This window comes from Ruegeria sp. BC6 (assembly GCF_056539185.1).
The window spans coordinates 412,173-436,432 of record NZ_JBQFUM010000003.1 but is presented as its reverse complement, the minus strand read 5'-3'; the positions used below and the strand labels follow the sequence as shown (position 1 = coordinate 436,432).

Sequence of the window (24,260 nt, the reverse complement as noted above, 5' to 3'; positions counted from 1 at the left end):
CTGCGGTCAGCGTCGTCTTGCCGTGGTCAACGTGGCCAATCGTGCCAATGTTGACGTGCGGTTTTGTACGCTCAAACTTTTCCTTTGCCATGATGGCCTCCTTTTTCGGAAATGAAGGGAGCCCGGGCAGCAGGCTCCCTCTATTTTTCGGTTATGCGTATTTTGCCTGGATCTCTTCCGCGATGTTCTGCGGAACCGGATCATAGTGGTCGAACTGCATGGTGAACTGGGCACGGCCCGACGACATCGAACGCAGAGTGTTGATGTAGCCGAACATGTTGGCCAGCGGCACGAATGCGTCGATTGCAATCGCGTTGCCGCGCGGCTCTTGTCCAGACACCTGGCCCCGACGCGAAGTCAGGTCGCCGATGATACCGCCGGTGTACTCTTCCGGGGTGATCACTTCGACCTTCATGATCGGCTCCAGCAGTTTCGCGCCGGCCTTTTTCAGACCTTCGCGCATGCACATCCGCGACGCGATTTCGAACGCCAGAACGCTCGAGTCGACGTCGTGGAATTTACCGTCCAGCAGGGCAACCTTGAAGTCGATCACGGGGAAGCCGGCCAGCGGGCCGCTGTCCATGACGGACTGGATGCCTTTTTCGACACCCGGGATATATTCCTTCGGAACGGCACCACCAACGATGCGGCTTTCGAACGAATAACCTTCGCCCGGTTCGGTCGGAGTGATCTCGAGCTTGACCTCAGCGAACTGACCCGAACCACCCGACTGTTTCTTGTGGGTGTAGGTGTGTTCGATCGGCATCGAGATGGTCTCACGATAGGCCACCTGCGGCGCACCGATGTTGGCTTCGACCTTGAACTCGCGCTTCAGACGGTCAACCAGGATGTCCAGGTGAAGTTCGCCCATGCCCTTCATGATGGTCTGACCCGATTCCAGGTCGGTTTCCACGCGGAAGGACGGGTCTTCGGCGGCCAGACGGGCCAGACCCTGAGACATCTTTTCCTGGTCGCCCTTGGTTTTGGGCTCGACCGCGATCTCGATCACCGGATCGGGGAAGGTCATGGTTTCCAGAACCACGGGATCCTTCGGATCGCACAGGGTGTCACCGGTGGTGGTGTCTTTCAGACCCGCCAGAGCGATGATGTCGCCTGCGAACGCTTCTTCGATCTCTTCCCGGTTGTTCGAGTGCATCATCATCATACGACCGATGCGCTCTTTCTTGCCCTTGGTCGAGTTCAGGATCGAGTCGCCCTTGTTCAGAACGCCCGAGTAGATCCGGGTGAAGGTCAGCGAGCCAACGAAGGGGTCGTTCATGATTTTGAACGCCAGGCCCGAGAAGGCCATGTCATCGTCAGCGCGACGCGCGATGTTACGGACTTCTTCCTCGTCACCGGGTTTGAAGCCCATGTAGTCGACAACGTCCAGCGGGCTGGGCAGATAGTCGATCACGGCGTTGAGCAGCGGCTGAACGCCTTTGTTCTTGAACGCCGAACCACCCAGAACCGGCACGAAGTGCAGCGCCAGGGTGCCCTTGCGCAGCAGTTTGCGCAGGGTCGGAATGTCGGGCTCGTTGCCTTCCAGGTATTCCATCATCGCGTCGTCGTCTTCTTCGACGGCCGCTTCGATCATTTTGCCGCGCCATTCTTCAGCCATGTCCTTCAGGCTGTCACGGATCGGAGCTTTGACCCAGCTTGCGCCCAGGTCTTCGCCCTGCCACAGCCATTCTTCCATGGTGACCAGGTCGATCAGGCCTTCCAGCTCGTTCTCTGCACCGATCGGGATACCGACAGGAACGGCGCGCGCGCCGGTGCGGTCTTCGATCATGCGAACGCAGTTGAAGAAGTCGGCGCCGATCTTGTCCATCTTGTTGACGAAGACCATGCGCGGAACCTTGTAGCGGTCAGCCTGACGCCACACGGTTTCGGTCTGGGGTTCAACACCTGCGTTTGCGTCCAGAACGCAGACGGCACCGTCGAGAACCGCCAGCGAACGCTCGACTTCGATGGTGAAGTCAACGTGGCCGGGGGTGTCGATGATGTTCAGGCGGTGCTTGGGGGTATCGGCGGTCTGACCATCCTCGGTGCGCTCCCAGAAGGTGGTGGTCGCAGCCGAAGTGATGGTGATGCCGCGTTCCTGCTCCTGCTCCATCCAGTCCATGGTGGCTGCACCATCGTGCACCTCACCGATGTTGTGGGATTTGCCGGTGTAATACAGGATACGCTCCGAGCAGGTGGTCTTGCCTGCATCGATGTGCGCCATGATACCGAAGTTACGGTATAGTTCGAGCGGATATTCGCGTGCCATTTGGATAAGCCTCTGGGATTACCAACGATAGTGGCTGAAGGCTTTGTTCGCCTCGGCCATCTTGTGGGTGTCTTCGCGCTTCTTAACGGCAGTACCGCGGGACTGTACGGCGTCCAGCAGTTCGCCGGCGAGGCGTTCTTCCATGGTGTTTTCGTTGCGGCCGCGCGCGGCGGTGATCAGCCAGCGGATGGCCAGAGCTTCGCGGCGCTCGGGGCGCACTTCGACCGGAACCTGGTAGGTTGCACCACCAACCCGGCGCGAGCGAACCTCGACCGACGGCTTGATGTTGTCGAGTGCTTCGTGGAACACCTCGACAGGAGCGCGCTTGATCTTGCTCTCAACGCGGTCGAAGGCGTTGTAGACGATACGCTCTGCGACCGACTTCTTGCCGTCGATCATCAGGTTGTTCATGAATTTGGTCAGGACCTTGTCGCCAAATTTGGCGTCAGGCAGGACTTCGCGTTTTTCGGCGGCGTGACGACGTGACATATCAGCCTCTCCTTCTTACTTGGGACGCTTCGCGCCGTATTTCGAACGACGTTGCTTACGGTCTTTGACGCCCTGGGTATCCAGAACACCACGCAGGATGTGGTAGCGGACACCCGGAAGGTCTTTCACACGGCCGCCACGGATCAGAACAACCGAGTGTTCTTGCAGGTTGTGGCTTTCACCCGGGATGTACGAAATGACTTCGTAACCGTTGGTCAGGCGCACCTTGGCAACCTTACGCATAGCCGAGTTCGGCTTCTTCGGCGTGGTGGTGTACACGCGGGTGCAGACGCCGCGCTTCTGCGGGCACTGCTCCAGGTGCATGGACTTCGAGCGTTTTACTTTGGGCTGCCGCGGTTTGCGGATCAGCTGTTGAATAGTTGGCATTCCGGTTTCTTCCCCGTTTTGCAACACACATGACATGCACGCGCGTTGCGTGCGGCTAACTTCGCTGCGCCAATGCGTCCACAAGCGCAAAACCCGCGAGCGTTCCCATTCCGAGGTGAACGTCGCGGTTGGTTATCAGAGGGCGCGAACTGCAAAATTGTCCGGGCCTTGACCAGTTCAATACTGAAATCGGTTTTGGGGCGGCCCCCGGTACCGAGATGACGGGCGTATAGGGGGAGTCGGCCCGACTGTCAACAGCCCCGGCAGATGCCCGCCCGCCTTGCAGCCGTGCGTCGTAGCGAAAGCGACATCGGTTGCGGTGTCACATCCCTCGGGGCATAGTCCGCACTGGTGTATTCCTACCGGAAGTGAAGATGCAAGTCATTGGTCTGTGCCGTTTCTCCTACCCGGCCATCGGCGGGTTCCAGACCATGCACGAGTCGGTCGAAGCGCGCCGGCGCTACCTGTATGACCCCCGGCGTCTGGACGAGCGGCTCCGCCTGTTCGAGGCCTGCGCCCTGCCCGCCCTGCGCGCCCAGACGGATCCTCGGTTTCAGTTTGTGATCGTGACGGGGACCTGCCTGCCTCGGGTCGCCCGTGATCGTCTGAACGACCTGACTTCGGGTATGAAACAAGTGCAAATCGTCTCGCGGGAACCCGGCCGGCATCGCTCTGTCATGAAGGATGTCCTGAACCGGGCACGCATGAACCCTGACCTGCCATGCCTGCAATTCCGTCATGATGACGACGATGCGGTTGCGGTGGATTTCGTCGAATTGCTGCGCCGCGGGGTTCAGGACGCCGAAGGGCTGGTACGGCGCAACAAGATGGTTGCCATTGATTTCAATCACGGCTTTCTTGCCCGGTTCGACGCCAGCGGAATCCAGGCCAAGCCGGTTCACCGGTCCCTGCTGGGTGTTGGTTTTGGGATGTATGTGCGCGGCGGGTGTGAGCTGACGATCATGAACTTTGCCCACCACAAGATCGGCCACTTCATGCCAGTCATCAGCCAGAACGAACCGCCGATGTGGGTGCGCACGCTCAACGGGTTCAACGACTCACCCAACACCCGCACAAGCAAGGCCAAGCTTGAACCGCTGACCCCCACTCTGGCAAAGCAGTTCGAAACTCGGTTTGCAATCGATCAGACGGTGGTCCGACGCGCCTATTCGGACGCCTGAAGTGCCCGTTCGCGAAAGAGGGTGAACAGGCCCGCGCTGACCACGAGTGCGGCACCCAGCATGGTGATCCGGTCGGGCCAATCTCCGAATACTGCCCATCCCAGACCCAAGGCCCAGATCAGGCTCGAGTATCGGAACGGCGCGACAAAGCTGACCTCGCCAACGCGCATCACCATGACGCTGAAGAGATACCCCAGCAGGACGAAAACAGCCGCCGAGGCAATCAACATCCCCGACCCGGGCGTCATCGGCACCCAACCCTGAAAAGCCGAGGCAATTGCCGCACCGGTGGTAATCGTCAATGAGGTTGCCAAGGTAACGACCATCGATGGCACCTCGGGCGACATTCGGCGGGTGATCAAATCCCGAGCCGTCACGCAGATGACGGCAATCAGGGCATACATGGCGTAGATGCTGAACCCGTCCGGACCCGGTCGCACGATCAGCAGCATGCCTGCAAACCCCAATGCAATGGCCATGATCCGCCGCCACCCGATCTGTTCCGAAAAGAACAGGGCCGCACCCAAGGTGACGGTCAGCGGCAGGGCCTGCAGAACCGCGGTCACATTGGCCAGCGGCATGTGCATCAAAGCCGTGAGGAAGAAGAACGTCGCCGACAATTCCGCCACGCAGCGAAAAGCCACCAACCAGCGGTCGTGCCGCCCAAACCGCAGATGCAATGCCCCCAGATGCCGCGCCAGCGCAAAAACCAGGATCGTCGCCAACAACCCACGCAGTGCCACCAGTTGGAACAGTGGCACCTCCTGACCGGCCGCCTTGACCAGCGTATCGTTCACAGTGAATGCGGCCATGCTGCCCATCATCAGCAGGGCGCCTTTGACGTTCGGTGTCATTGCCATGGCCCGGTTTCAATCTGGTCCCGGCATTGGCATCTCACCTGAGCAGATTGTCAACTTGTGATCCGGCCAATTCGGTGTTGTTTGGTCCGATCGCAGTTGTACCTGATCGCTGCCATGGGGCGGTTTTCTGTGTTCCAGCCTACAGGTAGTTCAGCTTCTGCGTGACCCAGAACAGTATCTCTGCAAGTGGCGAAATCGGCCCGGCCTTGTCTGTCATCACAAGCGCGGTGCCCGACGCGCCGAATTGAAGTGTTTCCAGAGGTACATCGCCAGGAAGTTCGATGAGGACCGGAAAGCTGGTGATCCCGACAAGTTCGCGCATCGAGGGCAAACCGGAGCGGAGATCCAGTGCGCCCTCTGACAGGGCCGGCGGAAACCCCGAAATAGTTCCCGTGATCTCGGATCCCGGCTGGGTTCGCAGCGCCACACGGATTTCATCGCCAAGGCCGACATTGGATCGGCTGGATTGGGGCAGCGAGGCCACCAACGCGTGGTTCGTCGGGTCTATGAAGGTCAATGCGCCCTGGAAGGTCGTCGCGCGATTGCCCGGGCGCAGCGTGACCGCACTGACGATCCCGTCGCCCGGCGCGAAGACTTCTGTCTGCTTGAGGTTCCATTCGGCCTGCGCAAGCGCCTGTTCGGCCTCCACGACCGCCACATCCTCACCGTCGATCTGAGCCGCGATCCGGCGCTCCAGCCCCGCTTTTCGCGCTTCTGCTGCACGAATGCTTGCGGTGAGCTGTTCGATCGTCGCAACCGCTTCCTGCAGTTTGAAGGTGGTGGATGCGCCACGCTCTTCCAGTTGAACGATGTCATCCCGCCGCTGCTGCCCAAAAACGAGTTGCGCGGTCAATGAAGCGATATCGGCTTCGGCAGCCGCCAGATCCGTGGTCAATTGGTCCGCTGCAGACCGGGCGGCTTCCAGAGATGCCTCCAGCCGCGCTACCTCGAGCACGTAGAACTCGGGATCGATTCTGAACAAGAGATCGCCTTCGTTCACCTTCTGGTTCGGCTCAACGGCAACTTCGACGACCGTTCCGGAGACATTGGGCACAATGCTTGTCTGAACGCCCAGAACCGACACTGGCCCCGTAGGCGCCGTGTGGTTGAGTGCGCCGATGACAACCAACCCGACGACAGCGGCCCCACCGTATGAAACGGTCTTCCAGAAGCCATTCCAGGGCAGCAGGCTGAACTTGGAAAAGACCAGCCAAATCACGCCAAAATACAATCCGAGGACTATGAGCATCCGAGCAAGACCCGTGTTGAGTTTCAAACAGTGATGACGGGAGCAATTCCATTACCACATTCTGATTTTTGAGTATGCAGCAGTTCCGTTTGAAATCACAGTGTTTGGATCGAACCCTGGCCGCTTCCGGCACCGGCCGAAACAAAAAAAGGCCCCGCGGAACCGCAGGGCCATTCTGAGTTTCTCGTCGCCGATATTATTCGCGGCTTTCCGGAGTTTCCACCAGCGAGTCCAGCTCGTCGCCGACCATGTCATCATCCATCATCGGAGCGGCCAGCGCGGCTGCGGCCTCGGCCTCTTCGCGACGTGCCTCGATGACGACATTGTCACGCTGCTGCGCGATCTGGCGAACACGCTGTGTCGCCCCACCGGTACCGGCCGGGATCAGACGGCCGACGATGACGTTCTCTTTCAGGCCAACCAGCTTGTCCTTCTTGCCCTGAACCGAAGCTTCGGTCAGCACGCGGGTGGTTTCCTGGAACGATGCCGCCGAGATGAACGAACGCGTTTGCAGCGAAGCCTTGGTGATCCCCAGAAGGATCGGCTCGCCCTGGGCCGGACGACCACCGCGGGCGATGGTCTTCTCGTTGGCAGCATCGAACTCCTGTTTGTCGACATGCTCGCCCTTCAGCAGGGTGGTGTCGCCCGAGTCCAGGATCTCCCACTTCTGCAGCATCTGGCGTACGATGACTTCGATGTGCTTGTCGTTGATCTTCACGCCCTGCAGACGATAGACGTCCTGCACCTCGTCGATCATGTAATCCGCCAGCGCTTCGACACCCATGATGGACAGGATGTCGTGCGGAGCCGGGTTACCGTCCATGATGTAGTCACCCTTCTGCACGAAGTCGCCTTCCTGCACCGGGATGTGCTTGCCCTTGGGCACCATGTACTCGATCGTCTCCAGCGACTCGTCGACCGGCTCGATGCTGATGCGGCGCTTGTTCTTGTAATCGCGGCCAAAGCGCACGTAACCATCGGCTTCCGCGATGATTGCGTGATCTTTCGGACGACGCGCTTCGAACAGTTCGGCCACACGCGGCAGACCACCGGTGATGTCCTTGGTCTTGGCGCCTTCACGCGGAATACGCGCAACAACGTCACCGGCCTCGATCTTCTGACCGTCTTCGACCGACAGGATCGCGTCCACAGACATCGGATAGTGAACCGGGTTGCCCGCATCGTTGCGGACCGGCTCGCCATTGTCATCCACAAGAATGATCTCGGGCTTCAGATCGCTGCCTTTGGGGGCGGCGCGCCAGTCGATCACGATCTTCTGGGTCATGCCGGTTGCATCGTCGGTCTCGTCGCGGACAGCAATGCCCGAAACCAGGTCGACGTATTTTGCGGTACCGGCTTTCTCGGCGATGATCGGCAGGGTGTAGGGGTCCCACTCGAACAGCTTGTCGCCGCGCTTGACCTTGGTGCCTTCCTTGACGAACAGCTTCGAGCCGTAGCCCAGCTTGAAGCTGGCGCGCTCTTCGCCGTGTTCGTCGTTGATCACCAGCTTCATGTTCCGGCCCATGACCAGGCTTTCGCCGGCGGCATTGACCAGGATCTGCGGGTTCTCAAAGGCAACGACACCGTCCTGGTTCGCTTCCTGGAACGACTGCTGACCACCTTGCGCAACACCGCCGATGTGGAAGGTCCGCATCGTCAGCTGCGTACCCGGTTCACCGATCGACTGCGCGGCGATGATGCCGACAGCCTCACCGGTGTTCACCATGGTCCCGCGTGCAAGGTCACGACCGTAGCAGGTTGCACAGACGCCTTCCTCGGACTCACAGGTCAGAGGCGAGCGGATGCGCATCGAGGCAACACCGGCCTCGTCGATCGTATCGGCCATGCGTTCGTCGATCAGCTGTCCGGCGGCGACGATGACCTCGTCGGTACCCGGACGCAGAACGTCATCTGCGGCCACACGGCCCAGAACGCGTTCTGCCAGCGACGCGACGACTTCGCCGTCATTGACCGCAGCCTCGGCCGTGATCGCACGGTCGGTTCCACAGTCGACCTCGCGCACGATGCAATCCTGCGCCACGTCAACAAGACGACGGGTCAGGTAGCCCGAGTTCGCCGTCTTCAGAGCGGTATCCGACAGACCCTTACGGGCACCGTGGGTTGAGTTGAAGTATTCAAGAACGGTCAGACCTTCCTTGAAGTTCGAGATGATCGGCGTCTCGATGATGTCGCCGTTCGGCTTGGCCATCAGGCCGCGCATGCCGCCCAGCTGCTTCATCTGGGTTACCGAGCCACGCGCACCGGAGTGCGCCATCATGTAGACCGAGTTCGGCTCTTTGTCGGCGCCGCCCTCATCCTTGGCCACGGCCGAGATGGTGCGCATCATGGCTTCGGTTACGCGGTCGTTACACTTCGACCAGGCATCGACAACCTTGTTGTACTTTTCGCCCTGAGTGATCAGGCCGTCCATGTACTGCTGTTCGAAGTCTTTCACCTGTTCGCGGGTTTCGTCCACGATGCCCCACTTGTCCTCGGGGATCACCATGTCGTCCTTGCCGAACGAGATACCGGCCTTGAAAGCTTCCTTGAAGCCCATCGACATGATCTGGTCGCAGAAGATCACCGACTCTTTCTGGCCGCAGTAGCGGTAGACGGTGTCGATCACCTGTTGCACTTCTTTCTTCCGCAACAGGCGGTTGACCAGTTCAAACGGTGCCTTGTTGTTCTTGGGCAGCAGAGCCCCCAAGCGAACACGGCCCGGCGTGGTTTCAAAACGCTTCTGAACCTCGTTGCCTTCTTCGTCGATCTGGGTGATCCGCGCGGTGATTTTCGAGTGCAGGTGCACCTCGCCCGCGTCCAGCGCGTGCTGGACTTCGTCGATCGAACCAAAGACCTTGCCTTCGCCGGGCATGCCTTCGCGTTCCAGGGTCACGTAGTAGAGACCCAGGATCATGTCCTGCGACGGAACGATGATCGGAGCGCCGTTTGCAGGCGACAGAACGTTGTTCGTCGACATCATCAGAACACGCGCTTCCAGCTGCGCCTCAAGGCTCAGCGGGACGTGAACGGCCATCTGGTCACCGTCGAAGTCGGCGTTGAAGGCCGAACAGACCAGCGGGTGCAGCTGGATGGCTTTACCTTCGATCAGGACCGGCTCGAACGCCTGAATGCCAAGACGGTGCAGTGTCGGCGCACGGTTCAGCATGACTGGGTGTTCGCGGATCACCTCGTCGAGGATATCCCACACTTCGGGACGCTCTTTCTCGACCAGCTTCTTCGCCTGCTTCACGGTCGAAGACAGACCCTTGGCTTCAAGGCGCGAGTAGATGAACGGCTTGAACAATTCCAGCGCCATCTTCTTGGGCAGACCACACTGGTGCAGCTTGAGTTCCGGACCGGTCACGATGACCGAACGGCCCGAGAAGTCGACGCGCTTGCCCAGAAGGTTCTGACGGAAGCGGCCCTGCTTGCCTTTCAGCATGTCCGACAGCGATTTCAGCGGACGCTTGTTGGCGCCGGTGATCACGCGGCCACGACGGCCGTTGTCAAACAGAGCATCAACAGATTCCTGCAGCATCCGCTTTTCGTTGCGGACGATGATGTCAGGTGCACGCAGTTCGATCAGGCGCTTCAGACGGTTGTTCCGGTTGATGACACGGCGATACAGATCGTTCAGATCCGAAGTCGCAAAACGGCCACCATCCAGCGGAACCAGCGGACGCAGTTCCGGCGGAATGACCGGAATCACGGTCATCACCATCCACTCGGGCCGGTTGCCGGACTCGAGGAAGGATTCAACAACCTTCAGACGCTTGATGATCTTCTTGGGCTTCAGCTCGCCGGTGGCTTCGGCCAGATCAGCGCGCAGTTGCTCGGCTTCGGCTTCCAGATCGATCTGGGCCAGCATCTCACGGATGGCTTCGGCACCGATATTCGCGGTGAACGCGTCCATGCCATAAGCATCCTGCGCGTCCATGTACTCTTCTTCGGTCAGCATCTGGCCGTAGGTCAGGTCCGTCAGACCGGGCTCGATGACGACATAGTTTTCAAAGTACAGAACCCGTTCCAGATCGCGCAGCGTCATGTCCAGCATCAGACCGATGCGGGACGGCAGCGATTTCAGGAACCAGATATGCGCGACGGGCGCGGCCAGTTCGATGTGGCCCATACGCTCGCGGCGGACCTTCTGCAGGGTGACTTCCACACCGCATTTCTCGCAGACGACGCCGCGATACTTCATCCGCTTATATTTGCCGCACAGACATTCGTAGTCTTTGATCGGGCCAAAGATACGGGCGCAGAACAGGCCGTCACGTTCGGGCTTGAACGTCCGGTAGTTGATGGTTTCGGGTTTCTTGATCTCGCCATAGGACCAAGACAGGATCCGCTCGGGCGACGCCAACGAGACCTTGATCTCGTCGAAAACCTTGGGCGGCGTCAGCGGGTTGAACGGGTTGTTGGTGATTTCCTGGTTCATTTGTTACCTCAAATCTTGCGGAAGGGGGGACGGGAGAAAGGGCAGCGCCCTTACTCCTCAACCTCCGCATCCAGGAGTTCCATATTCAGGCCGAGGCCACGGACTTCTTTAACCAGAACGTTGAACGATTCCGGTACGCCCGCCTCGAAGTTATCCTCGCCCTTGACGATCGACTCATAGACCTTGGTCCGGCCGGCGACGTCATCCGATTTCACGGTGAGCATCTCCTGCAGGGTGTAGGCGGCGCCGTAAGCTTCCAGAGCCCAGACCTCCATCTCACCAAAGCGCTGACCACCGAACTGCGCCTTGCCGCCCAGCGGCTGCTGGGTCACCAGGCTGTACGGCCCGGTCGAACGCGCGTGGATCTTGTCGTCCACCAGGTGGTGCAGTTTCAGCAGGTACTTGATGCCCACGGTCACCGGACGCGCGAACTGCTCGCCAGTGCGACCGTCGAACAGGATCGACTGACCGCTTTCCGAGAAACCGGCGCGGATCAGCGCGTCGTTGACGTCGGCCTCTTTGGCGCCGTCAAAGACCGGGGTTGCGATCGGAACGCCGCGGGTCACGTTGCTGGCCGCTTCGATCAGCTGATCCTCGTCCATGCCGCTGATGCCCTCTTCGTAGACATCCTCGCCATAGGCGTGTTTCATCGCGTCACGGACCGGCGTCAGGTCGCCCGAGCGGCGGTATTCCTGCAGCGCCTCGTCGATCTTAAGACCCAAGCCGCGCGCGGCCCAACCCATGTGGGTTTCAAGAATCTGACCGACGTTCATACGCGACGGCACGCCCAGAGGGTTCAGACAGAAGTCGACCGGAGTACCATCCGCAAGGAACGGCATGTCCTCCATCGGCACGACCTTCGAGATCACACCCTTGTTCCCGTGACGGCCGGCCATCTTGTCGCCCGGCTGCAGCTTGCGCTTAACGGCGATGAAGACCTTGACCATCTTCATCACACCCGGCGGCAGGTCGTCGCCACGGCGGACCTTCTCGACCTTGTCCTCGAAACGGGCATCCAGGGCGCGCTTCTGCACCTCGTACTGCTCGTTCAGAGCCTCGACGATCTGAGCGTCCTTCTCGTCTTCCAGCGCCAGCTGCCACCACTGACCGCGGGTCAGCGACTCGAGCAGCTCTTCGGTGATCTCCGAGCCCGCCTTGACGCCTTTCGGCCCCTTGACGGCGGTTTTGCCCAGGATCATCGACTTGAGACGCGCATAGATGTTGCGATCAAGGATGGCCAACTCGTCGTCCCGGTCACGGGCCAGACGTTCGACTTCCTCACGCTCGATCTGCAGCGCACGCTCGTCTTTCTCGACGCCGTGACGGTTGAAGACGCGGACTTCGACGACCGTACCGTAATCGCCCGGCTTCACGCGCAGCGATGTGTCGCGCACGTCAGATGCTTTTTCACCAAAGATGGCGCGCAGCAGCTTTTCTTCCGGGGTCATCGGGCTTTCGCCCTTCGGAGTGATCTTGCCGACCAGAATATCGCCCGGCTCAACATCCGCACCGATGTAAACGATGCCCGCCTCGTCGAGGTTGCGCAGCGCTTCTTCACCGACGTTCGGGATGTCGCGGGTGATCTCTTCCGGACCCAGCTTGGTGTCACGGGCGGCGACTTCGAATTCCTCGATATGGACCGAGGTAAAGACGTCGTCACGTGCGATACGTTCCGAGATCAGGATCGAGTCTTCGTAGTTGTAACCGTTCCACGGCATGAACGCGACGACCACGTTCTTGCCCAGAGCCAGTTCACCCATATCGGTCGACGGACCATCAGCGATGACCTCGCCCTTCTGGACGGTGTCACCCACCTTGATCAGCGGACGCTGATTGATGCAGGTGTTCTGGTTCGAACGCTGGAACTTGCGCAGACGATAGATGTCAACGCCAGCGTCGCCCAGTTCCAGATCTTCGGTGGCCCGGATAACGATACGCTGGGCATCGACCTGGTCGATGATGCCGGCGCGTTTCGCCTGGATCGCAGCACCCGAGTCGATCGCAACCTTTTCCTCGATGCCGGTGCCGACCAGCGGCGCCTCGGCCCGCAGCAGCGGAACCGCCTGACGTTGCATGTTCGAGCCCATCAGAGCGCGGTTGGCGTCGTCATTTTCAAGGAACGGGATCAGCGAGGCCGCAACCGAGACCAGCTGCTTCGGCGAAACGTCGATCAGGTCCACGTTCTCGCGCGGGGCAAGCGTGTAGTCACCGGCCTGACGGGTCGAGACCAGATCGTTGATGAACTTGCCATCCGTATCCAGCGTCGCGTTGGCCTGGGCCACGGTGTGACGCATTTCCTCGGTCGCGGACATGTAGTGGACCTCATCGGTCACCTGCCCGCCTTTCACGACGCGATAGGGGGTTTCGATGAAACCGTACTTGTTCACGCGGGCAAAGGTGGCCAGCGAGTTGATCAGACCGATGTTCGGGCCTTCCGGCGTTTCGATCGGGCACATCCGGCCATAGTGGGTCGGGTGCACGTCGCGCACCTCAAAACCCGCACGCTCGCGCGTCAGACCACCCGGGCCAAGCGCCGACAGGCGGCGTTTGTGGGTGACTTCCGACAGCGGGTTGGTCTGGTCCATGAACTGCGACAGCTGCGAGCTGCCGAAGAATTCACGCACCGCGGCCGCCGCCGGTTTCGCGTTGATCAGGTCCTGCGGCATGACGGTGTCGATCTCGACCGACGACATACGCTCTTTGATGGCGCGTTCCATCCGCAGCAGGCCGACGCGGTACTGGTTTTCCATCAGTTCACCGACCGAGCGCACACGACGGTTGCCCAGGTGGTCGATGTCGTCCACGTCGCCCTTGCCGTCACGCAGCTCCACCAGTGCCTTGATGCAGGCCACGATGTCTTCGCGGCGCAGTGTCCGCAGGGTGTCCGGAGCATCCAGGTTCAGGCGCATGTTCATCTTCACGCGGCCAACGGCCGACAGATCATAGCGCTCGCTGTCGAAGAACAGGGTGTCGAACAGAGCCGACGCAGCCTCGACGGTGGGCGGCTCGCCCGGGCGCATGACGCGGTAGATGTCCATCAGCGCGCTTTCGCGGCCCATGTTCTTGTCCTGCGCCATGGTGTTGCGGATGTACGGACCGACGTTGATGTTGTCGATGTCCAGAACCGGAATATCGGTGATGCCGGCATCGATCAGCTCCTTCACGGTGCCGCCGATCAGCTCGCCATCCTTGTCATATTCCAGGGTCAGCTCATCACCGGCTTCGACATAGATCGCACCGGTTTCTTCGTTGATGATGTCCTTGGCGACGAACTTGCCGACGATGTGGTCGAACGGCACCAGTAGGTCGGTAACCTTGCCCTCGTCAATCAGCTGCTTGACCGCGCGCGGGGTGACCTTCTTGCCGGCTTCGGCAATCACTTCACCGCTTTTTGCGTCGATCAGGTCATAGGTGGGACGGGTGCCGCGCACACGTTCGGGGAAGAACGGGGTGACCCAGCCCTTCTTCTTGTTCAGCTTGTAGGACACGGTGTCGTAATACGCGTCCATGATCGCTTCCTGGTCCAGGCCCAGGGCATAGAGCAGCGTGGTCACCGGCAGTTTGCGGCGACGGTCGATGCGGGCGTAGACGATGTCCTTGGCGTCGAACTCGAAGTCCAGCCAGCTGCCGCGGTACGGGATAATGCGGCAGGCAAACAGCAGCTTGCCTGAGGAGTGAGTCTTGCCCTTGTCGTGGTCGAAGAACACACCGGGCGACCGGTGCATCTGGGACACGATCACGCGCTCGGTGCCGTTCACGATGAAGGTGCCGTTCGGTGTCATCAGGGGCATGTCGCCCATGAACACGTCCTGTTCCTTGATGTCCTTGACCGATTTGGCCCCGGTGTCTTCGTCGACATCAAACACGATCAGGCGCAGGGTGACCTTCAGCGGCGCGCTGTAGGTCATGTCACGCTGCATGCACTCTTCAACGTCGTATTTCGGTTTTTCCAGCTCGTATTTCACGAATTCCAGCACGGAAGTTTCGTTGAAATCCTTGATCGGAAAGACCGATTGGAACACGCCGTTGATACCTTCGCCGTCGGTCGGCTGATCGGCATCGCCAGAGCGCAGGAATAGATCATAGGAGGATTTCTGGACCTCGATGAGGTTCGGCATTTCCAGGACTTCGCGGATTTTGCCGTAGTATTTCCGAAGACGTTTCTGGCCAAGGAACGATTGAGCCATGTCAGATGTCACCTTTCGATGTTCTCAGCGGGCAAAAACACCGTCGGGCCCCGGCGCCTTGCACATACGAGACGACACGTCCGGATCAATTCGTGGCCACCGTCCCGAATGGTAGCCTCCCGATCCGCGAACCGCGTCTTAGAAAACGCCCCAGCACATGAGGCCCTTTCTAAGACAGGTTCGGCTGGACCCGGATTTCTCCGGGCCCAGCCAAATTCCACGGCGCATCCGCGATGCACCGAAAGACAGGCTTAGGCCAGCTCGACCTCGGCGCCAGCTGCTTCCAGCTTGCCCTTGATCTCTTCGGCTTCTGCCTTGTCCACGCCTTCTTTGATCTTGCCGCCGGCTTCGACCAGTTCCTTGGCTTCTTTCAGGCCCAGGCCGGTGATGCCGCGAACTTCTTTGATGACGTTGATTTTCGAAGCGCCGGCGTTCTTCAGAACGACGTCGAATTCGGTTTTCTCTTCCTCAGCTGCACCGCCGGCATCGCCAGCTGCGCCTGCGACCATGACGGCGCCGCCTGCTGCGGGCTCGATGCCGTACTCGTCCTTGAGGATGGTTTTCAGTTCTTGTGCTTCCAGCAGGGTCAGACCAACGATCTCTTCTGCCAGTTTCTTCAGATCAGCCATTGTATCAGCTCTTTCCGTTTACAGTGTGTGTTCCAACGTCAGGGCATGTGCCCCACGCAGATCATTCAGTGCCAACCGCTTACGCAGCTTCCGCCTTCTCTTCGATGGTGGAAAGGATGCTTGCGATGTTGCTTGCAGGTGCGCCAATTGCACCGGCGATGTTCGAAGCAGGCGCGCCGATGCAGCCCACGATCGAAGCAATAAGCTCTTCACGCGACGGCATTTTCGACACGGCTGTGACACCAGCCCGGTCCAGTGCGTTCTCGCCCATTGCACCGCCAAGGATCTCGAACTTCTGGTTCTCCTTGGCGAAGTCCTCGGCCACCTTGGCTGCTGCCACGGGGTCCTCGGAATAGGTCAGAACAGTCATACCCGTCAGCAGGTCAGCAATGCTCGCACATGGCTTACCGTCGAGGGCGATTTTGGCGAGCCTGTTCTTGGCAACACGCACGGAGCCGCCCGCGTCACGAGCACGTGCGCGAAGGTCCTGCATCTCGGCAACTGTCAGACCGGCGTAGTGAGCAACCACTACGACGCCAGAGCTTTCGAAGATTTGGCCGAGTTCCTCGACCACTTTCTCTTTCTGGGCTCTATCCACAGTTCTCTCCAAGTTAGGGGCGATGTTTCACCCCGGCTCATATTTGCCGAGGGCTGCGCCCCGGCGTTCAGGTCCGTTGTTACGGGATTGGCCAAAATGCGCCCGAGGGTCAGGACCCTCGAAATTCTTTGGTCTTACCCGTCTCAGGCAGGGAATTAAGGGGCCGGAAGGACCCACCCACCGTCTTGGACGAAACGAAATAAAGCGCACGACGAATCGCACGCTTTATTCCGCAGCCCTCTTTAGGGCAGATGGCCGGGGTTTCCAAGGGGTAAATTGGCCCGCACCCCAAGCCGGTAGACAATCACCGCAAACCCGAACAGGATCAACGGATGATCAAGTTGAAATCCATTTCCAAGCCGCAATTCCTGTTTCGTCAGATTTCTCGCCAATTGTGGGTTCGCACCAGCCTGATCGCCGCTCTCGCCGTGGTCAGCGCAGGGATTGGCACCTACCTCGGCGGCTTCGTCCCCGACTTTCTCGCACAACGGCTGAGCACCGAGGCCGTGGCAAAGATTCTCGGCATTCTGGCGTCGTCCATGCTGGCGGTCACGACCTTTTCGCTGTCGATCATGGTCGCGGCACAGCGATGGGCCTCGAACCAGTCCTCCCCGCGCGCCCAACAGGTTATCGAAGAAGACAGTGTCTCGCAAAACGTGCTAGCCACGTTTCTCGGCGCATTCATCTTCGCGCTCGTATCGCTGATCCTTGTCGAAACCGGGGTTTACACCCAGCAATCCATCGCCGTTGCGCTTGCGTTCACCTTGGTGGTGATCTTTTTGGTGACGCTGGCGCTCTTGCTCTGGATCGACCAATTGCCCAGCTATGGCAGCATCTCCGAAACGGCACGCAAGATAGAAAACAACGCCAGGGACACCATGACCCGAGCCATGGAACTGCCGTGCCTCGGCGCCGTTCCGTATCAAGCCGCCGCGGATGTTCCGCGAACCGCGCACCATGTGCGGGCCAGTTCGACAGGGAACGTGCGCCACGTGGATGTCGGTATGCTGAATTCCTGCGCCGAAGAGAATGACTGCGAGATCTGGATCATGGCGCTGCCGGGGCAGTTCGTGACAGAAGGCCAGCCCCTGGCCAGAGCGACCCGGAAAATGGATGGCGAAACCATCCGGGAAGCCTTCGTGATCGGGACCGAGCGCAGCTTCAATCAAGACCCCCGCTTTGGCATTCAAACCCTGTCGGAAATCGCACAGCGCGCGCTCTCGCCGGGTATCAACGACCCGATGACGGCAATTCAGATGGTCGAGAGGTTGCTGCGGGTTCTCCTGCCACTTGGCTCGCGGCCCACCCAACCCGCCGACCCGCAGTTCCCGAGAATCCATGCCCCGGAGATCGCGTTCGACACATTCCTTCGTGACGCTTATGCGGCCATTTCCCGGGATGCCGGTGACAAGGTCGAAGTCCACGAGGCCATTCTCAGGGCGCTGACCCGACTGACGCAGACTCAAGACGGAGCAATGACAACCGCGGCTCGGGCGGCTGCGAACCAGGCATTGACCGTTGCCGAGCGCGACCTCAGGCTGGAGTCCGACAAGGCACGCGTGCGCGAAATACCCAATCAGGTCACAGTCGAACCTGCTATCTGAGAGCAAAAGAAAACCCCGGGCAGCATGACCGCCCGGGGTTCGAATTTCCGAAAGAACGTTTCGGCTTATTCGCCCGAAGCTTGCGCCACATCCACGGTCACGCCGGGGCCCATGGTCGAGCTCAGCGCGATTTTCTTCATATAGGTGCCCTTGGCGCCCGACGGCTTCGCCTTGGCAACGGCCGAGATGAAGGCGCGGACGTTTTCCGCCAGCTTGGCTTCGTCGAACGACGCCTTGCCGACGCCTGCGTGTACGACACCACCTTTTTCCGCCTTGAACTGGACTTCACCACCCTTGGCTGCTTCCACGGCCGCTTTCACGTCCATGGTCACGGTGCCGACCTTGGGGTTCGGCATCAGGTTGCGGGGGCCCAGAACCTTACCCAGACGACCGACGATCGGCATCATGTCCGGGGTTGCGATGCAACGATCAAAGTCGATGTTGCCGGCCTGGATGCTTTCCATCAGGTCCTCGGCGCCGACGATGTCCGCACCAGCTTCTTTCGCCTCATCAGCCTTGGGGCCGCGCGCGAAGACAGCAACGCGCATGTCCTTGCCGGTGCCGTTCGGCAGACCGACGACGCCGCGCACCATCTGGTCTGCGTGACGGGTGTCAACGCCCAGGTTCATGGCGATTTCGATGGTTTCGTCAAACTTCGACGTTGCGTTGGCCTTGACCAGTGCAACTGCCTCTTCGACCGACAGGTTTTCCTTGCCGGCGACGGCTTCGCGCGCTGCGCGGGTACGTTTACCGAGTTTTGCCATCTTACTTCACCTCGATGCCCATGGAACGGGCCGAGCCCAGGATGATCTTCATTGCGCCTTCGACGTCGTTGGCGTTCAGATCCTTCATTTTGGCTTCGGCGATCTCGCGCACCTGCTTGGTGGTCACGGTTGCCACGGTCTCACGGCCGGGGTTCTCCGCGCCACGGGGGCGGTTACGCTTGCCGACCGGCTTCAGACCGGCCGCCTTCTTCAGGTAGTAAGACGCGGGCGGCGTCTTGATGTCCATGGTGAAGGACTTGTCCTGATAGTAGGTGATCACGGTCGGGCACGGAGCGCCGGGCTCCATGTCTGCGGTTTTGGCGTTGAACGCCTTGCAGAATTCCATGATGTTGATGCCGCGCTGACCCAGCGCCGGGCCAACTGGCGGCGACGGGTTCGCCTGACCTGCAGGAACCTGCAGCTTCATCGTACCAGCAAGCTTCTTGGCCATTTGGTTTTCCTTTCAACGTGAATGGGACGCGTCCCATCCGGTTTTATGTTGCGTGGTCCGATCCGGAATCGCGATCCCTGCGATCTCCCACGAGAGAATCTCGCCCGAAGACGATAGGGGCGGCGTTTACAGGGGAACGAATGGGTTGGCAAGAGCATGCCACTGAAAACCGGATGGCTGGCGAAGCCACCTTCCCAAGGCGTTCGTCGGCATGCAGGCTCCGCCCCCGCTATCGATCGGCAGACGCCTCCGGCTGAACGGCGCGCTGGTAGAGATGCCAAGTAGTATGCCCAAGGATCGGCAACGTAAAGACAAGCCCCAGAAACGCCGGCACCAGCGACAACAGCATAGTGACCGAGATGATGGCCGCCCAGCCAAGCATGACCACAGGGCTTTCGGCGACAACGCGGAGCGATGTAAGCATGGCCGTTACGAAATCGGTGTCGCGATCCAGAAGCAAGGGCATGGCAACAACAGTCACCGAAAATAGAACGGCGGACAGAAACGCACCGACGCAGGTGCCAACAGCCAGGAAGGCCCAGCCTTGGGGGGTAAAGAACACGGTGTTCAGGAAACCGTCGAAATCCGAGAACGAGGCATTCTGCAGGATGATCGCCAACCAAAGCCGAACCTGGTAGATCCATACCCAGAAAACGAACAGCGTAACGAAGGCCATCCAGCCCATTTCCCGCTTACGCTGATTGGCCATGACCGTCAGTATTTCCGACCAGCCAAAATCCTCTCCGGCCTGAAGTCGACGCGACATCTCATAGAGGCCTGCAGCGGCGAAAGGGGCGACCAGCGGAAACCCCACGACGGCAGGAATTATCATCCAAATCTTGCCAAGCCAAACCAGGCTCCAGACCAGCAGAAACCCGAAAACGGCATAGAACAGTCCGAAAAATCCGCTCATTATGGGACGCGCCAGAAAATCGGAAAACCCGGCCTTCAGCGAGTCGGTGATGTCGGCGGCGGTGACCGTGTTGACCACAGGCATCGTCCGCTGAGGCGGGGTCAGCCTGTCGGGTGGCGTGGGGCCTGCAGCCTTGGATGTCATGACAGAGTCCTCCCAAAGCATCACTGCGCGCAAATCCTCTGGCCCACGAGCCCGGCTGCGCAACGGTCATACCTGTACCAAGCACAAGTGTGCATCAGGCAAGGAGTTAGGGCAAGCGGCCAAGGCTGTGGCGAAACCCTACCGGCAAGCATCAGAAACAGTTGCGCCGCCTGTTACGGCGGCGCGTTCGATTCCTGCACGATCAGTTCCTGCAGGAATGATCAGCTCTGCTTGGTGACCTGCGTAAAGTCCAGCTCGACCGGAGTTTCGCGCCCGAAGATCGAGACGGTAACCTTCAGCTTCTGGTTCTCGTCGTCCACGCCCTCGACCATACCGTCGAAATCCTCGAACGGGCCGTCGTTGACTTTGACCTTCTCGCCAACCTCGAAGCTGATCATCAGCTTGGGTGCTTCCTCGCCTTCCTGAACACGGTTGAGGATCTGGTTCACCTCGGCGTCGCGCATCGGCATCGGGCGGCCCTGCGGACCCAGGAAACCGGTGACCCGGTTGATCGAGTTGATCAGGTGATAGCCTTGATCCGACATCTCCATGTGCACCAGTACGTAGCCGGGCATGAAACGGCGTTCAGTCGTGACCTTCTTGCCCCGGCGCACCTCGATCACTTCTTCGGTGGGAACCAGAACCTCGTCGATCTCGTCCTCAAGGCCGTGCTCGGCCACCGACGTGCGGATCTGCTCTGCGATCTTCTTTTCGAAATTCGAAAGAACGCTGACCGAGTACCACCGTTTCGCCATGAACCTGTCGTCCTTGTTTGCCTTTGGCGCGCCGCGTCGGGCGGACGCACCTGAATTGAAATTTTGTCGCGGTCCGGCCGCGTGTTCCGGAATAAAAAGCGGCGCGCAGTCCGAATCGCCGCACGCCCATCCCGAAAGGTCCCGCGTCAACTACTCTGACATTGCCTGCTGTGCAAGGGGGCAGTGCCGGTCGGGCGCCCGAAGCGGGCGTGTCTCGGCGCGATCCGACGGGACCCGGCAGTCGGCCCTAGCTGAACATACCCAGGATCAGTTGCAGACCGCCGCGAATGCCCAGATCCACCAGTGCAAAGAACACGGCAGTCAGAGCCGCCATGATGAACACCATGACCGTGGTCAGCAGAACCTCGCGCCGCGTCGGCCAGACGACCTTTGCAACTTCGGCACGGACTTGCTGAATGAACTGGATCGGGTTTGTGGTGGCCATTAGGCTTGGTCTCTCTGCTAGCGGATGGGCCGGACATAGCCGGGCATTGCGGCAATTTCAAGGGCCGTCGGCATCACGATTGCACGCGGTCAGGACTTGGGGCGATCATCCCATTCGTTGCTCAGAATCCGTCGGGCATCGCCTTCGGGGTCATCATATTGGTTGCTGCGGACCGTGTAGATGAACGCCACCAGCCCAACACCGCCCAACAGCAGCGAAATCGGTATCAGGTAGGCCAGAACTTCCATTCGGATCACCTCAGGCGCAGAGCGTTCAGGGATACGGTAATAGACGATGTGGACATCGCCAAGGCCGCGATCAAGGGCGTCGCAAGGCCGGCGACGGCCAAAGGCACCGCGATGACATTGTAGATCGTCGCAATCTGAAAATTCTCGCGGATGCGCTGCGTCGCCCGGACCGCAGTATGGCAGGCATCGGCGATCGGCGACAGGTCATTGCCCAGCAGAACGATGTCCGAAGCCACGCGGGCCGCATCCAGTGCCGAAGCCGGCGAGATCGAAGCATGGGCCGCCGCTAGCGCGGCTGTGTCGTTCAACCCGTCACCGACCATCAAAACCCGGCGGCCTTGGTCTGCCAGCTTCTGAATGTGTCGCGCCTTGTCCTGCGGCAGTGCCCGCGCGATCCAGGTCTCGATCCCCAGCTTCTCGGCCAGAGCTTTCACGGCGTTGGTCGTGTCCCCGGACATGAGGATGACGTCCTTGCCCGCATCCCGCAAAGCCGCGACCGCGTCGGCAGCGCCGGGGCGCAATGAGTCGGCAAAGCGGAACTCGACCGGGCGATCGCCCCCCACTGCCAACCAGGCCGCGGTGTGATCACCCTCCGTCGCGCCCACCCATTCGGCCCGGCCCAGCCGCACGAGTTGCCCCTGAAACTGGCCCTCGGTCCCGTGACCGGGAATCTCGGTTACGTTTTCAACCTCGGCCGGGGTATAACCCTCGGCCCGGGCGGCCCGGGTCAGGGCGACCGCCAGCGGATGCGCCGAAGCCTGTGCCAAGGCCAGAGCGATCTCGATCTCACGGCATGTGTGTTCGCCACCGTTGACCAAATGGGGCGCGCCTGATGTGAGCGTTCCGGTCTTGTCGAACACCACGGTGTCGACCTCGGCCAACCGCTCTAACGCCGTGGCGTCCTTGATCAGCATCCCCTTGCGGAACAGCCGACCCGAGGCCGCGGTGGTAACCGCAGGAACCGCCAACCCCAACGCACAGGGGCAGGTGATGATCAGCACAGCGGCGGCGATGTTCAGCGCTGTGCGCAGATCGCCAGAATAGATGTACCAGCCAACGAAACTGAGTGCGGACAGGATATGAACCCCGGGGGCATACAGCTTGGCCGCCTTGTCCGCCAAGGACGTATAGCGCGACCGCCCGGATTCCGCGATGGCCACAAGATCGGCCATGCGGTGCAGCGAAGTCTCTTCGCCCACCGCCGTTGCCTGAATGGTCAGCGGCCCGGTCAGGTTGACCTCACCCGCGCTTACTTGCGTGCCCGGCTGGGCAAATACCGGCAGGGTTTCACCGGTCAGCAACGACCGGTCCAACTCGGATTCACCGGTCACGATCTTGCCGTCCACCGGCATCCGCCCCCCTGGTCGCACCAGGATCAGGTCACCGACGGCCAGTTCGGCAACGGCGACCTCGCGTTCGGCCCCGTCAACAAGACGGATGGCGCGCGGCACCTCGAGGGCTGTCAGCTCTTCCGCGGCGGACCGGGCCGCGGCACGGGTGCGGTAATCCAGATAGCGCCCCGCCAGCAGAAAGAACGTCAGCGTCAAAGCCGCATCGAAATAGGCGTGCTCACCGCTCAGCGCCGTTTCCCAAAGCGAAGTGACCAAGGCCAGCAGGATTGCCAGAACGATCGGCACGTCCATGTTCAGGCGGCGAACACGCAGCGCGCTCCACGCGTTGGCAAAAAACGGTTGGGCCGAGAACGCAATGGCCGGGAGGGCGATGGCCGCCGATATCCAGTGAAACATGTCGCGCGTCGCGTCAGTGGCGCCGGACCAGACGGACACTGACAGCAGCATCACGTTCATCGATGCAAAGCCGGCGACCGCGAGCCGCATCAAAAGGTCTCGTCCGGCCTTGTCCGATTGCGTGGCTGACAGGGCACCCGGATCCAGCTCATGCGCCTCGTACCCGGCCCGATCGAGGACCGGGATCAGGTCCGTTGCCCGAACCTCGGGGCCCGCCTTGATCAGAGCGCGCTTGAGCGTCAGGTTGACCCGCGCGTCCTGTACGCCGGGGTGCGCGTTCAACGCACGTTCGACATTTGCAATACAGGCAGAGCAATGAATGCCCGGCAGTGACAGCGCGATCTGAACGTCGACCGGTACCGGCCTGGCCGGTTCCGCCGGGGCCGCGATGCAGCCCGGACAGGCTGCGGTCCCGGATGTCACCTGCGACGACATCAGCCTAACCCTTGATGTACAACGGAATGCGCCGACTGAATTCCGCGCCGTCCGCATCGCGCGCGACGATACGGACATTCCAGTTGCCTTTTCCAAGTGTCGCCGGGGTGGAATACGCCACACCGTCAAAGATGAAGTCCGGCGAAAAATCCTCGCGCATATGAGTTGCGCGGCCGACCACGGCCTGCAGCTCGGCCACCCGCACAGGCACGCCTTGCGCATCCGTGATGCGAAGAATCAGCAGGCCGCCCTTGGTTTCCACGTCTGCGTCCCAGCCCAGAGACTGCTGCTCCTGCAGCTTTTCATTGAACTCCTGACTGGCAACGTAGGAGTTCTTGACCTCGAGCCCGGGAAATGTCGCGACTGCTTTGTATGCCAGCACCAGATTGACGGCGATGATGACCCCGAAGGCCCCGACAAAAACCGCAAGAGCGTGCCTTCCGGTGAATTTGCGCTCGGCCATGGT

20 protein-coding genes are annotated in these 24,260 nt (G+C 60.4%); 2 read left to right on the top strand and 18 right to left on the bottom strand.

Features of this window, described 5'->3' with window-relative positions:
• The 4 genes from ACR0MM_RS12720 to rpsL all read right to left on the bottom strand — a co-directional run.
• Nucleotides 1–91, bottom strand: a 91-nt coding sequence (locus ACR0MM_RS12720; RefSeq protein WP_215675807.1) for a GTP-binding protein, incomplete at its 3' end; no start/stop codon positions are given.
• A 60-nt stretch (nt 92–151) separates the two neighbouring features.
• Nucleotides 152–2,269: an elongation factor G gene (fusA, locus tag ACR0MM_RS12715; RefSeq protein WP_093964349.1), complete on the bottom strand. Its 2,118-nt coding sequence runs from the start codon at nt 2,267–2,269 to the stop codon at nt 152–154.
• Nucleotides 2,270–2,287: 18 nt separating this feature from the next.
• Nucleotides 2,288–2,758 carry a 30S ribosomal protein S7 gene (rpsG, locus tag ACR0MM_RS12710; RefSeq protein ID WP_093964348.1) on the bottom strand — a complete coding sequence of 157 codons (471 nt, stop codon included), beginning with the start codon at nt 2,756–2,758 and terminating at the stop codon, nt 2,288–2,290.
• Between the two features lie 15 nt (nt 2,759–2,773).
• Complete coding sequence (gene rpsL / locus ACR0MM_RS12705; protein WP_005980675.1) at nt 2,774–3,145, bottom strand: 30S ribosomal protein S12; 372 nt, start codon at nt 3,143–3,145, stop codon at nt 2,774–2,776.
• A 374-nt stretch (nt 3,146–3,519) separates the two neighbouring features.
• Here rpsL and ACR0MM_RS12700 point away from each other — a divergent pair, with 374 nt between their 5' ends.
• Nucleotides 3,520–4,326: a putative rhamnosyl transferase gene (locus ACR0MM_RS12700; RefSeq protein WP_480696505.1), complete on the top strand. Its 807-nt coding sequence runs from the start codon at nt 3,520–3,522 to the stop codon at nt 4,324–4,326.
• Here ACR0MM_RS12700 and ACR0MM_RS12695 read toward each other — a convergent pair.
• The 6 genes from ACR0MM_RS12695 to rplJ form a co-directional block, all read right to left on the bottom strand.
• Entirely contained in the window at nt 4,311–5,180 is an 870-nt protein-coding gene (locus ACR0MM_RS12695) for a DMT family transporter (RefSeq protein ID WP_170447802.1), read from the bottom strand. The genes ACR0MM_RS12700 and ACR0MM_RS12695 overlap by 16 nt on opposite strands.
• A 145-nt stretch (nt 5,181–5,325) precedes the next feature.
• Nucleotides 5,326–6,435: an HlyD family secretion protein gene (locus ACR0MM_RS12690; RefSeq protein WP_480696503.1), complete on the bottom strand. Its 1,110-nt coding sequence runs from the start codon at nt 6,433–6,435 to the stop codon at nt 5,326–5,328.
• Nucleotides 6,436–6,631: 196 nt separating this feature from the next.
• On the bottom strand, nt 6,632–10,873 hold the full coding sequence (gene rpoC, locus ACR0MM_RS12685) for a DNA-directed RNA polymerase subunit beta' (RefSeq protein WP_170360935.1): 4,242 nt from the start codon (nt 10,871–10,873) through the stop codon (nt 6,632–6,634).
• Nucleotides 10,874–10,923: 50 nt separating this feature from the next.
• Entirely contained in the window at nt 10,924–15,060 is a 4,137-nt protein-coding gene (gene rpoB / locus ACR0MM_RS12680; protein WP_170341436.1) for a DNA-directed RNA polymerase subunit beta, read from the bottom strand.
• Nucleotides 15,061–15,311: 251 nt separating this feature from the next.
• Entirely contained in the window at nt 15,312–15,689 is a 378-nt protein-coding gene (rplL, locus tag ACR0MM_RS12675) for a 50S ribosomal protein L7/L12 (protein ID WP_093964343.1), read from the bottom strand.
• A 79-nt stretch (nt 15,690–15,768) separates the two neighbouring features.
• Nucleotides 15,769–16,287 (bottom strand): 50S ribosomal protein L10, encoded by a 519-nt coding sequence (gene rplJ / locus ACR0MM_RS12670; RefSeq protein ID WP_093964423.1) that lies wholly within the window; start codon nt 16,285–16,287, stop codon nt 15,769–15,771.
• Nucleotides 16,288–16,619: 332 nt separating this feature from the next.
• Here rplJ and ACR0MM_RS12665 point away from each other — a divergent pair, with 332 nt between their 5' ends.
• On the top strand, nt 16,620–17,891 hold the full coding sequence (locus ACR0MM_RS12665) for a DUF2254 domain-containing protein (protein WP_480696501.1): 1,272 nt from the start codon (nt 16,620–16,622) through the stop codon (nt 17,889–17,891).
• A 65-nt stretch (nt 17,892–17,956) separates the two neighbouring features.
• On the opposite strand, the gene rplA is transcribed toward ACR0MM_RS12665, so the two are convergent.
• From rplA to ACR0MM_RS12625, 8 genes are all read right to left on the bottom strand, one after another.
• A complete protein-coding gene (gene rplA, locus ACR0MM_RS12660; RefSeq protein ID WP_093964341.1) occupies nt 17,957–18,655 on the bottom strand; it encodes a 50S ribosomal protein L1 in 699 nt (232 codons plus the stop codon).
• A gap of 1 nt (nt 18,656) precedes the next feature.
• Nucleotides 18,657–19,106: a 50S ribosomal protein L11 gene (gene rplK, locus ACR0MM_RS12655; RefSeq protein WP_093964340.1), complete on the bottom strand. Its 450-nt coding sequence runs from the start codon at nt 19,104–19,106 to the stop codon at nt 18,657–18,659.
• A 229-nt stretch (nt 19,107–19,335) separates the two neighbouring features.
• Nucleotides 19,336–20,163, bottom strand: a complete 828-nt coding sequence (locus ACR0MM_RS12650; protein ID WP_480696499.1) for a DUF2189 domain-containing protein — start codon at nt 20,161–20,163, stop codon at nt 19,336–19,338.
• 221 nt (nt 20,164–20,384) lie between these two features.
• Nucleotides 20,385–20,918 carry a transcription termination/antitermination protein NusG gene (gene nusG / locus ACR0MM_RS12645; protein ID WP_093964422.1) on the bottom strand — a complete coding sequence of 178 codons (534 nt, stop codon included), beginning with the start codon at nt 20,916–20,918 and terminating at the stop codon, nt 20,385–20,387.
• A gap of 247 nt (nt 20,919–21,165) precedes the next feature.
• A complete protein-coding gene (gene secE, locus ACR0MM_RS12640) occupies nt 21,166–21,363 on the bottom strand; it encodes a preprotein translocase subunit SecE (RefSeq protein WP_093964338.1) in 198 nt (65 codons plus the stop codon).
• 89 nt (nt 21,364–21,452) lie between these two features.
• Nucleotides 21,453–21,611, bottom strand: coding sequence for a cbb3-type cytochrome oxidase assembly protein CcoS (ccoS, locus tag ACR0MM_RS12635; RefSeq protein ID WP_093964337.1), 159 nt, complete (start codon nt 21,609–21,611; stop codon nt 21,453–21,455).
• A 5-nt stretch (nt 21,612–21,616) separates the two neighbouring features.
• A complete protein-coding gene (locus tag ACR0MM_RS12630; protein ID WP_480696497.1) occupies nt 21,617–23,794 on the bottom strand; it encodes a heavy metal translocating P-type ATPase in 2,178 nt (725 codons plus the stop codon).
• Nucleotides 23,795–23,798: 4 nt separating this feature from the next.
• Complete coding sequence (locus ACR0MM_RS12625; protein WP_480696495.1) at nt 23,799–24,257, bottom strand: FixH family protein; 459 nt, start codon at nt 24,255–24,257, stop codon at nt 23,799–23,801.
• Between the last annotated feature and the right edge of the window lie 3 nt (nt 24,258–24,260).